The sequence below is a fragment of the Mesorhizobium sp. B2-3-4 genome, from assembly GCF_006442315.1.
Classification (GTDB): domain Bacteria; phylum Pseudomonadota; class Alphaproteobacteria; order Rhizobiales; family Rhizobiaceae; genus Mesorhizobium.
The window spans coordinates 459,302-473,079 of sequence record NZ_VFVY01000001.1; the positions used below are offsets into that span (position 1 = coordinate 459,302).

General features: G+C 62.9%; 13 protein-coding genes. 10 read left to right on the top strand and 3 right to left on the bottom strand.

What is annotated here, in order from left to right; translation table 11 throughout:
* Positions 1-121: 121 nt before the first annotated feature.
* From FJ967_RS02625 to FJ967_RS02660, 8 genes are all read left to right on the top strand, one after another.
* Positions 122-1,093: a helix-turn-helix domain-containing protein gene (locus FJ967_RS02625; protein WP_140730125.1), complete on the top strand. Its 972-nt coding sequence runs from the start codon at positions 122-124 to the stop codon at positions 1,091-1,093.
* A 142-nt stretch (positions 1,094-1,235) separates the two neighbouring features.
* Positions 1,236-2,747, top strand: a complete 1,512-nt coding sequence (gene adh / locus FJ967_RS02630; protein WP_140730126.1) for an aldehyde dehydrogenase — start codon at positions 1,236-1,238, stop codon at positions 2,745-2,747.
* A gap of 105 nt (positions 2,748-2,852) precedes the next feature.
* On the top strand, positions 2,853-3,221 hold the full coding sequence (locus tag FJ967_RS02635; protein ID WP_140730127.1) for a DUF779 domain-containing protein: 369 nt from the start codon (positions 2,853-2,855) through the stop codon (positions 3,219-3,221).
* A gap of 41 nt (positions 3,222-3,262) precedes the next feature.
* On the top strand, positions 3,263-3,637 hold the full coding sequence (gene crcB / locus FJ967_RS02640; protein WP_140730128.1) for a fluoride efflux transporter CrcB: 375 nt from the start codon (positions 3,263-3,265) through the stop codon (positions 3,635-3,637).
* A gap of 62 nt (positions 3,638-3,699) precedes the next feature.
* Complete coding sequence (locus tag FJ967_RS02645; RefSeq protein ID WP_140730129.1) at positions 3,700-4,680, top strand: RluA family pseudouridine synthase; 981 nt, start codon at positions 3,700-3,702, stop codon at positions 4,678-4,680.
* Between the two features lie 47 nt (positions 4,681-4,727).
* Positions 4,728-5,600, top strand: a complete 873-nt coding sequence (locus FJ967_RS02650) for a DMT family transporter (RefSeq protein ID WP_181175655.1) — start codon at positions 4,728-4,730, stop codon at positions 5,598-5,600.
* Between the two features lie 11 nt (positions 5,601-5,611).
* On the top strand, positions 5,612-6,403 hold the full coding sequence (locus FJ967_RS02655) for an ATP12 family chaperone protein (RefSeq protein WP_140730131.1): 792 nt from the start codon (positions 5,612-5,614) through the stop codon (positions 6,401-6,403).
* Between the two features lie 309 nt (positions 6,404-6,712).
* Complete coding sequence (locus FJ967_RS02660) at positions 6,713-8,599, top strand: MFS transporter (RefSeq protein ID WP_140730132.1); 1,887 nt, start codon at positions 6,713-6,715, stop codon at positions 8,597-8,599.
* 75 nt (positions 8,600-8,674) lie between these two features.
* Here the strand turns inward: FJ967_RS02660 and FJ967_RS02665 are convergent, their stop codons facing one another.
* On the bottom strand, positions 8,675-8,866 hold the full coding sequence (locus FJ967_RS02665) for a DUF2735 domain-containing protein (protein ID WP_246675147.1): 192 nt from the start codon (positions 8,864-8,866) through the stop codon (positions 8,675-8,677).
* Between the two features lie 311 nt (positions 8,867-9,177).
* On the opposite strand from FJ967_RS02665, the gene FJ967_RS02670 reads away from it, so the two are divergent.
* Complete coding sequence (locus FJ967_RS02670) at positions 9,178-10,212, top strand: glutamine synthetase beta-grasp domain-containing protein (protein WP_140730134.1); 1,035 nt, start codon at positions 9,178-9,180, stop codon at positions 10,210-10,212.
* Positions 10,213-10,304: 92 nt separating this feature from the next.
* On the opposite strand, the gene FJ967_RS02675 is transcribed toward FJ967_RS02670, so the two are convergent.
* Together FJ967_RS02675 and FJ967_RS02680 are read right to left on the bottom strand one after the other, a co-directional pair.
* Positions 10,305-11,471 carry a P1 family peptidase gene (locus tag FJ967_RS02675; RefSeq protein WP_140730135.1) on the bottom strand — a complete coding sequence of 389 codons (1,167 nt, stop codon included), beginning with the start codon at positions 11,469-11,471 and terminating at the stop codon, positions 10,305-10,307.
* A 31-nt stretch (positions 11,472-11,502) separates the two neighbouring features.
* A complete protein-coding gene (locus tag FJ967_RS02680) occupies positions 11,503-12,105 on the bottom strand; it encodes a TetR family transcriptional regulator C-terminal domain-containing protein (protein WP_140730136.1) in 603 nt (200 codons plus the stop codon).
* A gap of 147 nt (positions 12,106-12,252) precedes the next feature.
* Between FJ967_RS02680 and FJ967_RS02685 the strand changes: the two genes are divergently transcribed.
* Positions 12,253-13,677 carry an APC family permease gene (locus FJ967_RS02685; protein ID WP_140730137.1) on the top strand — a complete coding sequence of 475 codons (1,425 nt, stop codon included), beginning with the start codon at positions 12,253-12,255 and terminating at the stop codon, positions 13,675-13,677.
* Positions 13,678-13,778: the final 101 nt, after the last annotated feature.

Genomic DNA, 13,778 nt, shown 5'->3' on the forward strand with positions numbered 1-13,778 from the left:
GCACCATCGTCCTATAGCGCTATCGAGGCTTGATCCCTTAAGACTCGATGCAGCGGATATATCTGAACGGATATAACGCCGGATATCGGAGTTGGAGCGACAATCGCCTTGGGAGGATGAGGTGAGCGGACGGCAGCCGACGGGTCTTCATGCGGATTTCATCCAGGCCTCCATTGCCGGCAGTGATGCCGCGCGTTCGGCTCTCGTCGCGTCCTGGCGGCGATCACTCACCTTGCATGGTCTCGACCCAGCCGAGCGCAAGGCTCCCCGGCGCCTCACCGAAAGCGAATTGAGCGACGCGCGCAAACGCATCGAGCCACTGCTGCGCGCCGCGGGTGCAAGCCTCGACCGGCTTTATCTGGCTGTAGGCGGCGTCGGCTGCTGTGTGCTGCTGGCCGACCGTGAGGGCGTTCCCGTCGAACGCCGCGGCGCCGTCGCGGATGACGAGACGTTCGATGAATGGGGGCTGTGGACTGGCACCGTGTGGAGCGAGGACAGCGAAGGCACGAATGGCATCGGCACCTGCCTTGCCGATCAGCGCGCGCTGACCATCCACCGCGACCAGCACTTCTTTTCGCGCAACACGCTGATGAGTTGCACGACGGCGCCGATCTACGATCACGAGGGCAATCTGGCGGCGGCGCTCGATGTGTCGTCCTGCCGGTCGGACCTGACCGAGGGTTTCGTCAACCTCATCGCCATCGCGGTCGGCGATGCGGCGCGGCGCATCGAAGCCGAGAATTTTCGCCTGACGTTTTGCGACGCCCGTATCCTGCTCGCGCCAGTAGCAGAACGTAACGCAAGCGCCCTCATCGCCGTCGATGCCGATGACCTGGTGGTGGGGGCGACACGGTCCGCGCGTCTGGGCCTCGGCATCACCCAACAGGCGTTGGCCAAGGGCCTTCCCGCCGCCGACATCCTCGGTATCTCCGCCAAGACGTCGGAAGATCTGGACGAAGCCGAACGGGGCGTGGTTCAGCGGGCCATGGCGCGAGCGGAGGGCAATGTGTCCGCTGCCGCCAGCAATCTCGGTATTTCCCGGGCGACCTTGCACCGCAAGCTCGCCCGGTTCGGCATCCGCCGCCCGCATTGAGTTTTGGGCCGAACGACTGTCGCAGATCTGCGACAGTCGGGATTGTCGAGCCTCGGCACCGGGCTGACAAAGCTAAAGGCGTCCGCAACTCTTGCCTCCGACGCGCCGCACCCCCGTGGCGCCGTAACTTGGGAGGAAGATTATGAACAAGGTGGAATTTTCCCGCACGGTTCCGTTCGCCAAGCGCTATGACAACTACATTGGCGGCAAATGGGTCGCGCCGCATTCTGGAAGATATTTCGAGAACGTTTCGCCGGTCACGGGGCGGCCGCTCGGCGAGGTCGCCCGTTCCGATGCCAACGACATCGAAGCCGCGCTCGATGCCGCGCACAAGGCCAAGGACGCCTGGGGTCGCACAAGTGCCGCGGCCCGTGCGCTGATCCTCAACCGCATCGCCGATCGCATGGAAGACAATCTCGATCTCCTGGCGCTTGCCGAGACCTGGGACAATGGCAAGCCCATCCGCGAGACGACGGCGGCCGACCTGCCGCTGGCCATTGACCATTTCCGCTATTTCGCCGGTGCCGTTCGCGCCCAGGAGGGCGGCATCTCGGAAATCGATCACGATACGGTCGCCTACCATTTCCACGAACCGCTCGGCGTCGTCGGTCAGATCATTCCATGGAACTTCCCGCTGCTGATGGCGGTCTGGAAACTGGCGCCGGCACTGGCCGCCGGCAACTGTGTCGTGATCAAGCCGGCGGAGCAGACGCCAGCCACCATCATGCTGTGGGCGGACCTGATCGGCGACCTGTTGCCGGACGGCGTGCTCAACATCGTCAACGGCTTCGGCCTCGAGGCGGGCAAGCCGCTCGCTTCGTCGAACCGCATCGCCAAGATCGCCTTTACCGGCGAGACCACGACCGGACGGCTGATCTCGCAATATGCCAGCCAGAACCTCATCCCGGTGACGCTGGAACTCGGCGGCAAATCGCCCAACATCTTCTTCCAGGACGTGACGTCTGAGGATGACGATTTCTTCGACAAGGCTATCGAAGGCTTCGTCATGTTCGCGCTCAACCAGGGCGAGGTCTGCACCTGCCCGAGCCGCGCGCTCGTGCATGAAAAGATCTACGACAAGTTCATGGAAAAGGCGCTGAAGCGCGTCGAGGCGATTGTTCAGGGCGATCCGCTCGATCCGGCGACCATGATTGGTGCCCAGGCATCGAGCGAGCAACTGGAAAAGATCCTGAGCTACTTCGACATCGGTCGCAAGGAAGGCGCGGAGGTCCTGACCGGCGGCGAGCAGAACCATCTGCCGGGCGATCTGGCCGGCGGCTACTACGTCAAGCCGACGGTGTTCAAGGGCCACAACAAGATGCGCATCTTCCAGGAGGAGATCTTCGGGCCGGTCGTCTCGGTTACAACCTTCAAGGATGATGACGAGGCCCTGTCGATCGCCAACGACACGCTCTACGGCCTCGGCGCCGGCATCTGGAGCCGCGACGCCAACCGCTGCTATCGCTTCGGCCGCGCTATCCAGGCCGGCCGCGTGTGGACGAACTGCTACCATGCCTATCCGGCGCACGCGGCGTTCGGCGGCTACAAGCAGTCGGGCATCGGGCGCGAGAATCACAAGATGATGCTCGACCACTACCAGCAGACCAAGAACATGCTGGTCAGCTACAGCCCCAAGAAGCTCGGTTTCTTCTGATCGCCTCCCAAGGCCGCGCATGGTCCTTTGCGAAGGGCCATGCGCGCTCCATCACCAGGGGTTGGCCCGTTGCGCCAAGCCCTGGTTCTCACCGAGGAGGCAGGCATGCCCGACAAGTCTTCCCTGGGAAAAGTCTCGGCGACGCCCGAGGCCGCAGCCTTTCTGGCGGAGATCATCGCCGACCATGGTCCGGTGCTGTTCCATCAGTCGGGCGGCTGCTGCGACGGCTCCTCGCCAATGTGCTATCCGCGCGGTGATTTCATCGTCGGCGACAACGACGTGATGCTGGGCGAGATCGGCGAGACGCCGGTCTATATCAGTGCTTCGCAATATGAGGTCTGGAAGCATACCGACCTGCTCATCGACGTGGTGCCGGGCAGGGGCGGGATGTTCTCGCTCGATAACGGGCGCGAAAGGCGGTTTTTGACCCGCTCGACGGTCTGTGCCATCCCCGAAATACCGTCGCGGGCCTGAAAGGGTTGACGCCGCTCCCCTTGCGGGAGCAGTAGACGGCGATGTTCAATCTCTTTCTCGTCGCCACTGGCGGCGGCATCGGTGCCGGTATCCGTCATCTGACCAATCTGGGTGCGCTGCGCCTTGTCGGCCCCAATTACCCCTGGGGTACGATGGTCATCAACATCCTTGGCTCCTTCGCCATGGGCTTGTTTATCGCGACCCTGGTGCGGCGTGGCGGATCCAGCGAGCTCAGGCTTTTTGTCGCCACCGGAATCTTTGGCGGCTTCACCACGTTTTCGGCTTTTTCGCTCGATTTCGCGACCTTGTGGGAGCGGGGCGCCACCTTGCCGGCGTTCGGATATGCGCTGGCCAGCGTCATTGGCGCCATCACAGCCCTGTTTTTGGGTCTTTGGCTCGCAAGAAGCCTGCCTTAATGCTATTGCCGCGCCCAGAGCAGGCCGAGTCCTGCTCGGAAAACGGATAAGCGAAGAAAACAATGGCAGGCGTTGAACAGATCACGGTGGAGGCCGGCGAGGCGGGCATGCGGCTCGATCGCTGGTTCAAGACCCATTTCCCGGGCCTTGGCTTTGGCCATCTGCAGAAGCTGTTGCGCTCCGGGCAGATCCGTGTCGATGGCGGCCGGGTCAAGGCGGACACCCGCGTCGAGCCTGGCCAGATGGTGCGTATTCCTCCGCTGGAAGTGGACAAGAAGGGCGAAAGCCCGCTGACCGGCCACTCGATCCGCAACCAGGGCGACGCCGATGTACTGGCCAAGATGCTGATCCACGAGGATCCGAAGGTCTTTGTCTTCAACAAGCCCGCTGGCCTTGCGGTGCAGGGCGGCTCCGGCGTCACCCGCAACGTCGACGACATGCTGGAAGCCTGGCGCAACCAGAAGGGCGAGAAGCCGCGGCTGGTGCACAGGCTCGACCGCGACACGTCAGGCGTGCTGGTGGTGGCCCGCACGAGACTGGCCGCCATGAAACTCTCCGAGGCGTTTCGGGCGCGGGAGACCAAAAAGACCTACTGGGCATTGGTCAAGGGCGTGCCGCCCAAGCGCGAGGACAAGATTTCGACCTGGCTGATCAAGGAGGCCACGCCGGACGGCGATCGCGTACGCATCGCCGCGCATGGTGAAAAGGGTGCCGATCACGCCGTGTCCTACTACCGCATCGTCGAGCAGGCGGCGCAGACGATGACCTGGCTGGAGATGGAACCTTATACCGGCCGCACCCATCAGCTTCGTGTCCATGCCGCCCATATCGGCTGTCCCATCATCGGCGACCCGAAATATTTCGAGGCCGACACCAACTGGGATTTCCCAGGCGGCATTCAAAACCGTCTGCATCTGCACGCGCGCCGCATCATCATCCCACATCCGGACAAGGGCGTCATCGACGTCACCGCGCCGATGCCCCCACATATGCGGCAGAGCTGGAACCTGATCGGCTTCGACGAACAGAGCGCGGAGGACTGATCGTGAGCGGCGCCACCGACACGCTCGATCGGCGCGACGCGGTCGACATGGCGGCGGCCGCCATCATGGTCGGCCTCACTCTTTCCTGGGGCATGAATTACGTCGCCGCCAAGATCTCCTATGCCGGCTACGACCCTGTCTTCCTCTCTATCGCGCGCTCGATCATCGGTGGTTTCTGTGTTTTCCTCTGGTGTCGCTGGCGCGGCATCGCGCTGTTCGCGCGCGACGGCACGTTGTTTGCCGGCATCGCGGTTGGCGTGCTGTTCGGCATCGAATTCCTCTGCCTCTATGTCGGGCTGGAACATACGACCGTGGCCCGCAACACGCTGCTGGTCAATTCGATGCCATTCTGGATGCTGGTCGGCGGCCACTTCCTGCTCGGTGAACAGATCACCATGCGCAAGTTCCTCGGCCTGCTGCTGGCTTTTGCCGGTCTTGCCACCGTCTTCTCCGACAAGCTCGGCGGGGGCGGAGACATGCTGTTCGGCGATCTGCTCAGCCTTGGCTCCGGGTTTTTCTGGGCCTTGACCAACATCCTCATCAAGCGATCGAAGCTGGTCGAGGCGAGCGCCGAGAAACTCCTGCTCTACCAGCTCGCCGGCGCGGCCGTCGTTGGTGTTCTTGTCATGCCGCTCGCTGGTCCCCCCGTTCGCGATCCGGCCTTGCTGCCAACGCTGGCTCTGCTTTTCCAGGCAATCTACATCGTCGCCTTCACCTATGTGCTGTGGTTCTGGCTGCTGCGCCGTTATCCGGCCTCGGGCCTGTCGAGTTTCACTTTCCTGTCACCGGTTTTCGGTGTGCTGTGCGGCGCGGTCTTCTTGAATGAGCCGCTGACCGTTCGCATCTTCCTGGCGCTTGGTCTCATCGCCGCTGGTCTGATCATCGTCAACCGACCGGCGCGCAAGCTGACGCCGGTCTGAAAAGAGATTTTATGCGCGACATCCTCAACGACCTCGAAGCAGGCAAATATCTTTCCGATCCGGATCCCTTGCGCCGTGCCCAGATCCAGATGAAGACGCCGCTGCCAAAGCGCTTCTACAAGGAGGTCTCTGTCGCGCCGGTGGAGGCCGGTTTTGCCGTGCATCTCGACGGAAGGCCGGTGCGCACGCCAGGCAAGGCCTTGCTGGCATTGCCGACCGCGAATGCCGCATCGCTCGTCGCCGATGAATTCGCCGCCCAGGGCGAGAACATCGATCCGGTATCGATGCCGGTGATGCGCCTCGTCAACACCGCCTTGGACGGCGTCGCAGCCGATCCGCAGGCGGTGCTGGAAGACATATTGCGCTTTGCGTCGTCGGATATGCTCTGCTACCGCGCCGACACCCCGCAAGGGCTCGTCGAACGGCAGAACGAGCAGTGGGACCCCGTCATCGATTGGGCACGCGTGGCGCTCGGGGTTCGTTTCAATCTCGCCGAGGGCATCATCCATGTCGAGCAGCCGCGCGAAACCATTGCGGTTCTGGGCAGCCATCTGGCCCAGCGCGCCGAGCCGCTGCGCCTGGCCGCGATCCATGTCATGACGTCGTTGACCGGCTCGGCATTGCTGGCACTCGCCGTCGATTTCGGTGAGCTCGACGGCGAGGAAGCCTGGGCCGCCGGCCATGTCGACGAGGATTGGCAGATCGCGCATTGGGGGCAGGACGCCGAAGCGGTTGCACGCCGCTCCGCCCGCAAGCGCGACATGATGGCCGCCGTCGGCCTGCTCGAAGCGCTGCGCGCCTGAGCAATTCCAGGAAAAGCGTGCAACGGTTTTCCCGGGAGAAGCGCGTAGCGCTTCCCCTTGGGAATTGCCTAAAGACAAAGAGTTAGAGCGGGTCGGCGATTCCACCAAACGCTGAACCGCTCTGAGCGCGGCGCCATCCTCGCCCAACGCCTAATACCAAAGTCATAATCCCATCGTCTCGGTGCCTTTCGCCGGCGCTTTCTGCCATTTCTTCCTTCGCTGGCTGCATTTTCGAGTCCGCTTCCGCAAGCAGACGGATGCCGGCGCGCAGCCGTCGAGGACAGGCTGAATCCAGGGGAGGACAGTATAATGGCATTGGCATCGACCGCAGGCGCCGCAAGCCGCGGCATGACGCGGGAGGAGAAGAAGGTCATCTTCGCTTCCTCGCTGGGCGCGGTTTTCGAATGGTACGATTTCTATCTCTACGGCGCGCTGGCGGCCGCGATCGGCGCGACGTTCTTCAATGCGTTTCCTGAAAATACCCGCTACATCTTCACGCTGCTGGTCTTTGCCGCCGGCTTCATCGTGCGCCCCTTCGGCGCGCTGGTGTTCGGCCGTATCGGCGATCTCGTCGGCCGCAAATACACGTTTCTCATGACCATCCTGATCATGGGCCTGTCGACCTTCCTGGTCGGTCTGCTGCCCGGTTCGGAAAGCTGGGGCATTATGGCGCCCATCCTGCTGATTGCGCTGCGCATGCTGCAGGGCCTGGCGCTTGGCGGCGAGTATGGCGGTGCCGCGACCTATGTCGCCGAGCATGCGCCTGACGATCGCCGCGGCTTCTACACGTCGTGGATCCAGACGACGGCAACTCTTGGCCTCTTCCTGTCGCTGGTCGTCATCCTGATCGTGCAGAACTCGTTGAGCAAGGATGCTTTCGCGGCCTGGGGCTGGCGCATTCCGTTCATCGTTTCAGCCGTGCTGCTCGCCATTTCGGTCTGGATCCGGCTGTCGCTTTCGGAATCGCCGACCTTCCTGCGCATGAAGGAGGAGGGCAAGAGCTCCAAGGCGCCGCTACGGGAAGCCTTCGGCCAGTGGAAGAATGCCAAGATCGCCATCCTGGCGCTGCTCGGCCTGACCGCCGGCCAGGCCGTGGTCTGGTACAACGGCCAGTTCTACGCCCTGTTCTTCCTGGCCAATGTGCTCAAGGTCGACGCGCAGTCGGTCAACGTCATGATCGCCATCGCGCTGGCGCTCGGCACGGGCTTCTTCGTCTTCTTCGGCTGGCTGTCCGACAAGATCGGCCGCAAGCCGATCATCATGGCAGGGCTTGCGCTGGCGGTCGTCACCACCTTCCCGCTGTTCAAGGCGCTGACCTGGGCCGCCAACCCGGCCCTCGCCACCGCGCAACAGAACACGCGGGCGACGGTCACGGCGGCACCTGGAGACTGCAACTTCCAGTTCAACCCGACCGGAACACGCGTCCCCGTCACGTCCTGCGATATCGCAACCGACTTCCTGTCCAAGAACTCGGTGCCATACGACATCGTCTCGACAGCGGCGGCGGGCACGGCGGCAACCGTCAAGATCGGCGATGAAACCGTGACATCCTATGATGCAGCGGCTGCCGGCGACAAGAAGGCCGCAAGCGACGCAGCGTTCAAGAAGTCGGTCAACATGTCGCTTCAGGATGGCGGCTATCCGCTGAAGCGCGCTACCGCCAAGGTCGCCGACCAGAAGCTCGACGCCTTCATCGCCGCCAATCCGGAACTGAAGCTCGATGCCGCGACCATCCGTGGCGGCGAGAAGGCGATGGTTCCCGTCGACCAGGCCATCAAGGACAAGCTGCTGACCAAGGATGAGGCAGCCGGCGCCCCCGAAGTGACCGTCTACAGCATTCCGGCATCGGGTGCGTTCGCCATGTTTGCCGACCCAGCGCAGGTCAACTGGGCCAAGGTCATCGGCATCCTGTTCATCCTGGTTCTTTATGTGACCATGGTTTACGGGCCGATCGCGGCGATCCTGGTCGAGATGTTCCCGACCCGTATCCGCTACAGCGGTATGTCGCTGCCCTATCACATCGGCAATGGCTGGTTCGGCGGCCTGTTGCCCGCGATCGTCTTCGCGTTCAGCGCCTACAAGGGCGATATCTACTACGGTCTGTGGTATCCGGTGGTGATCGCCGCCATGACGCTGATCATCGGCATGATCTTCGTCAAGGATACGCTCGGCACCGATCTCCAGACCAAGGAATAGGCGATCGGCCGATCCAAACGAAAAGCCCGGCGCGAGCGATCGCGCCGGGCTTTTCGTCGAAACGAATGGAGCCGGTCAGCTCTTGCGCGGGCTCTCTTCCTCGACGGCGGCTTGGTGGTACCAGCCGTCAAAGTCTGGGTGCTCACCGCGTAGCGCCGCGAGTTCTGCCGCGAATTTCGCCTTGGCGCCTAAATTTGAGGCAGACTTGCGCGTTGCAAGCGGGAACATCAGGATTTTCGCCGACGGGGGTGGTTGCGTAATATGCACTGCCGGTTCTCCCTGTTTCTCAGGAGCTGGTCGATTCATCTCCCGATCAACATAGGTTCTGCGATTCTATTAGGCAATATGCCTACGAAAAGATCACTATTTGCCTATGATTTAGGCAAATTGCATATCTGAATGATCCGGACGCATTGCTGAGACGGCTCAGCAAAATCAACGCCTTGCGATAGCCATTTTGCCGCACCCGCGGAAACCCGAGTGGCATACGACTTGCTTTTTAACCATCGGCAGGCCGGCTTGGTCCGGCCACGCATCGATGTCGCCATGGCGACATCCAAGCAACGAGAGGCACTGGAATGACCAAATACAAGCTCGAGTATATCTGGCTGGACGGCTACGCCCCGGCCAATCTTCGCGGCAAGACGCAGATCAAGGAGTTTGCCGAGTTCCCGACGCTCGAGCAGCTGCCGCTGTGGGGCTTCGATGGCTCGTCCACCAACCAGGCCGAGGGCCGCAGCTCCGACTGCGTGCTGAAGCCGGTCGCGCTCTATCCGGATCCGGCCCGCACCAATGGCGTGCTCGTCATGTGCGAGGTCATGATGCCCGACGGCGTCACCCCGCATGTATCGAACAGCCGCGCGACCATTCTCGACGACGAAGGCGCCTGGTTCGGCTTCGAGCAGGAATATTTCTTCTACAAGGACGGCCGCCCGCTCGGCTTCCCGGAGAGCGGCTATCCGGCTCCGCAGGGTCCGTACTACACCGGCGTCGGCTACAAGAATGTCGGCGACGTTGCCCGCCAGATCGTCGAGGAACACCTTGACCAGTGCCTCGCCGCCGGCATCAACCACGAAGGCATCAACGCCGAAGTGGCCAAGGGCCAGTGGGAATTCCAGATCTTCGGCAAGGGTTCCAAGCGGGCCGCCGACCAGATGTGGATGGCGCGCTACCTGCTGCTGCGCCTGACCGAGAAGTACGGCATCGACATCGAATTCCATTGCAAGCCGCTCGGCGACACCGACTGGAACGGCTCGGGCATGCACTGCAACTTCTCCACCACCTACATGCGCGAAATCGGCGGCAAGGCCTATTTCGAGGCGTTGATGGGGCAGTTCGAGAAGAACCTGATGGAACACATCGCCGTCTATGGTCCCGACAACGACAAGCGCCTGACCGGCAAGCACGAGACCGCGCCGTGGAACAAGTTTTCCTACGGCGTCGCCGACCGCGGCGCTTCGATCCGCGTGCCGCACTCCTTCGTCAAGAACGACTACAAGGGCTATCTGGAGGATCGCCGCCCGAACTCGCAGGGCGACCCCTACCAGATCGCTTCCCAGGTCCTGAAGACGATCTCGGAGGTTTCGACCGCCGCTGTCTCTGCGGCTGCCTGATCGCGACCGCCTTTTGAATGCAAAGCCCCGGCGCAACACCCGCCGGGGCTTTTTTCATGGCGATTGCCGACCGGGCAGATCGCCTTGTGCCGTCAAGCGCCGATGACGCCACGCGACTTGAGCGATGCCACCAGCTTTTCATGCGGCAGGGCAGGGCTGCGGTTGCCGTCACGGCCGGTCATGTCCTGGTTGGCGATGAGCGCGTTTAGAACCGCCTCTTCAGCCGCTTGCACGACGGCTGTGTAAAAATCGTCCATGCGACCCCACGGAATGAAATCCATATGGCTGTAGCTTTGCTCGGTCGGCACCCCTTGCGGAAAGCGGCCGTTGAGCGAATCGGGATTGGCGGTCGAGAAAGCCAGGAAGATGTCGCCTGAAAAATGCGAGCCGGCGGTACCGGTGCGCGCCAGGCCGAGCGGCACGCGCCGGGCCAGCGCCTTGCATTGTCCGGGCAGGAGCGGTGCGTCGGTGGCCACGATGCCGATGCAGGAGCCGGCGCCGGTTGGCCCGCCTCTGAAATAGGCCTCCATCGGATTGTCGTTCGCCAGCTCACGCCCAATCGGCGCGCCGGCTACGGTCAGTTCCTGGCGGGAGCCGAAATTGGCCTGCAGGAAGACGCCGACCGTGTAGGAGCGGTGGCCGTAGTCGACGACCCTCGAGGCCGTGCCCGAGCCGCCCTTGAAGGCGTAGCAGTTCATGCCGGTGCCGCCGCCGACCGAGCCTTCCTCGACCTGACCGCCAGCGGCTGCGTCGATCGCCGCGATCGCATGATCGACCGTGACATGCGAGCCGTTGATGTCGTTGAGATAGCCATCCCAGGTCTCGGCCACCACCGGCAGCAGCCACTGATTGGCGATGTCGGGCTTGTGGCGCGCCACCCAGTCGATGATGCCGCGATGACAGGGGCCGACCGCATGGGTGTTGGTGATCAGGATCGGCAGGCTGATGCTGCCGGCTTCCTCGATCCACGAAGCGCCGGTCATCTCGCCATTACCGTTGAAGGAATGATAGCCGGCGGCGCAGGCCACGCCGACGCCCTCGCGGCCCAGCGGCAGGATGGCGGTGACGCCGGTGCGCACCGGTCCCTGGCCGACAGTGAGTTTGCCTGCGCCCTCGATGAGGGTCGAATAGCCGACGAGCACGCCCTCGACATCGGTGATCGCGCTGTTTGGCCCGGGCGTACCCGGCAGCGGAATGCCGAGGTCGCGGGCGCGCGGCTTGCCTGTCGGTATGGTGGTCGGGACTGTCCGTTGGCTCATGCTGGAATGTGCTCCGTTGAAATAAGCCGGCTCAGCGAAGGCTGCAGCCGGTGGCAAGCTCGGCGTAGCCGGTCAGGATCGCCAGCGCCGAGGCTTGATCGACCGCCGGCACGACGTTGACGAGATGCAGGCCCAATCCGTCCTCGAGAACGACCAGGCTGCGGGCGATTGTCTCGCTGGGCGCGTTAAGTTTGAACGCACCGGTGGCCGCACCGGCTTCCAGTATGCCGACATAGATCGACACCTGCCGCTCGAACAGCGTGATGTGGCGCGCGGCATAGCTTGCGTCGGAGCGCGAATAGGCGCCGAGCTCAAGCAGCAGCCGGCAGAGCTGATCGTCGGGATCGGTCGGCAGGCCGTTCTCTATCATCGTCTTCAGCCGCGACCGGGGATCCGCGATCTCTGCGACCGACGCCGCCCGCATGGTGCAGAACCGTTCGACGGCCTTGCGCTGCACGTCGTCCAACAGGTCCTTCAGGCCCGGATAATAATAGAGCAGGGCGCTTGAACTCATCCCTGCCTCGTTGGCGACATCGCGCAGCGTGACGCCGGCAAGGCCGCGCCTGGCGATCATCGATTCCGCCGCCGCGACGAGGGTGATCCGGCGATCGGTCTGGGTTTTGGGTCGTCCCATCTCTATTTCCTGAATTCAATTCAGTTTAAAGCTGGCCTGCAAAATTTTGCAAGCACCAATACGTCATATTCGTTGACGATGAATGACTCCCTCGATAGGTTCCGTTGCGGAGGATAATTTTTATCTTATTAAAAAAAGGGGAGGACAATGTCTACAAACGAAGTGACGACAGGGGCGGCCGACAAGGCCGCGCCAACCGCCAAGGGACTGGATCGGGCGCTCAACGCGCTCGGCACGCTGATGATCGTGCTGTCGGCCGTGACGCCGGCATCCTCGGTGTTCATCATCGTGCCGGGCGTCATCGCGCTGGCCGGCACGGGTTCGTTCCTCAGTTTTGTGATCGCCGCCGTGATCGGCCTCTTCATGGCCTTCGTCTATGCCGAACTATCATCGGCCTATCCGATGGCCGGCGGCGAATACACCATGATCGGCCGCACGCTCGGCCGCTTCTGGGGCTTCGTCACGCTGGTGCTTGTCTTCGTCTCGATCGTGCTGATCGTGGCCGTCATCGCGCTCGGTGTCGGCACCTATCTCGGTGTGCTCATTCCCAATCTCAGTCCGCAATGGGTTGGCGTGGTGACCATCGCGCTGGCAGGCGCGGTCGCGGCGATGCGCATCAAGCTCAATGCCTTCGTCACCGGCATTTTCCTCGGCATCGAAATGCTGGCGCTGCTGATCCTGACCGGCCTCGGCTTTGCCCATGTCGAGCGTCCGCTCTCCAGCCTGTTCAGCTCGCCGCAACTGCTCGATGCCACCACGAACACGCTTGTTCCGGCCTCGGCCGGCATCATCCTGGCGTCCACCGCTGTCTCGCTGTTTGCCTATAATGGCTATGGCGCGGCCGCCTATTTCGGCGAGGAGACGCATGACGCCCGACGCAACATCGGCAAGGTGGTGCTCTGGGCATTGGTGATTACCGTCGCGGCCGAACTCATTCCCCTGACGGCGGTATTGCTGGGATCTCCGGATCTTCCGGGTCTGCTCTCGGCGCCCCAGAAGATCGAGTATTTCCTGGAAGCCCGGGGTGGCCACGCGTTGACGGTTCTGATCAGCCTGGCAATCGCGGTTGCGATCTTCAACGCCGTCATCGCCATTATCCTGCAGGCGGCCAGGCTGCTGTTCAGCTCCGGCCGCGATAAAACCTGGTTTGGCCCGATCAACGCCGCCGTCGCCTCGGTCCATGGCAGCTACGCATCGCCATGGATCGCCACCATCGTCGTGGCGGTGCTGGCCGCGCTCGCCTGTTTCATCGACATCAACCTGCTGCTGGTGGTCAGCGGCACGTCGCTGGTGGTGATCTACGCGCTGCTGTGCGTGGCGGTGTTCGCGGGCCGCCGCAACGGCACCACGGCCGGCGGACACTACCGCATGCCGCTGTTTCCGGTCCCGGCCGTCCTTGCCTTCGTAGCGCTGGTCTACGTCGCCTACCAGAACCTGCTCGATGCAGCCTTCGGACGCCCGAGCCTGATCGCGACGCTGCTGATCATGGCCGTGGCGGCGATCTACTACGTGCTCGTCCTGGCACGGCGATCCGACTGGAACCTGCATGGCCCCGACGAACTTGCCGGATAGGCGTCACCCTCCGACGATCTGTCCCTGCAGGAACCCCGGCTTTTGCCGGGGTTCTTTTTCAGGCGGTATCTTTGACCCGCCCGCGGCTGCGGCGACGCCAA

Excerpts from the sequence above, each read along its gene's own strand:
- adh (WP_140730126.1), top strand. The coding sequence starts at position 1,236 with ATGAACAAGGTGGAATTTTCCCGCACGGTTCCGTTCGCCAAGCGCTAT.
- FJ967_RS02635 (WP_140730127.1), top strand. The coding sequence starts at position 2,853 with ATGCCCGACAAGTCTTCCCTGGGAAAAGTCTCGGCGACGCCCGAGGCC.
- crcB (WP_140730128.1), top strand. The coding sequence starts at position 3,263 with ATGTTCAATCTCTTTCTCGTCGCCACTGGCGGCGGCATCGGTGCCGGT.
- FJ967_RS02645 (WP_140730129.1), top strand. The coding sequence starts at position 3,700 with ATGGCAGGCGTTGAACAGATCACGGTGGAGGCCGGCGAGGCGGGCATG.
- FJ967_RS02650 (WP_181175655.1), top strand. The coding sequence starts at position 4,728 with ATGGCGGCGGCCGCCATCATGGTCGGCCTCACTCTTTCCTGGGGCATG.
- FJ967_RS02655 (WP_140730131.1), top strand. The coding sequence starts at position 5,612 with ATGCGCGACATCCTCAACGACCTCGAAGCAGGCAAATATCTTTCCGAT.
- FJ967_RS02660 (WP_140730132.1), top strand. The coding sequence starts at position 6,713 with ATGGCATTGGCATCGACCGCAGGCGCCGCAAGCCGCGGCATGACGCGG.
- FJ967_RS02670 (WP_140730134.1), top strand. The coding sequence starts at position 9,178 with ATGACCAAATACAAGCTCGAGTATATCTGGCTGGACGGCTACGCCCCG.
- FJ967_RS02675 (WP_140730135.1), bottom strand. The coding sequence starts at position 11,471 with ATGAGCCAACGGACAGTCCCGACCACCATACCGACAGGCAAGCCGCGC.
- FJ967_RS02680 (WP_140730136.1), bottom strand. The coding sequence starts at position 12,105 with ATGGGACGACCCAAAACCCAGACCGATCGCCGGATCACCCTCGTCGCG.
- FJ967_RS02685 (WP_140730137.1), top strand. The coding sequence starts at position 12,253 with ATGTCTACAAACGAAGTGACGACAGGGGCGGCCGACAAGGCCGCGCCA.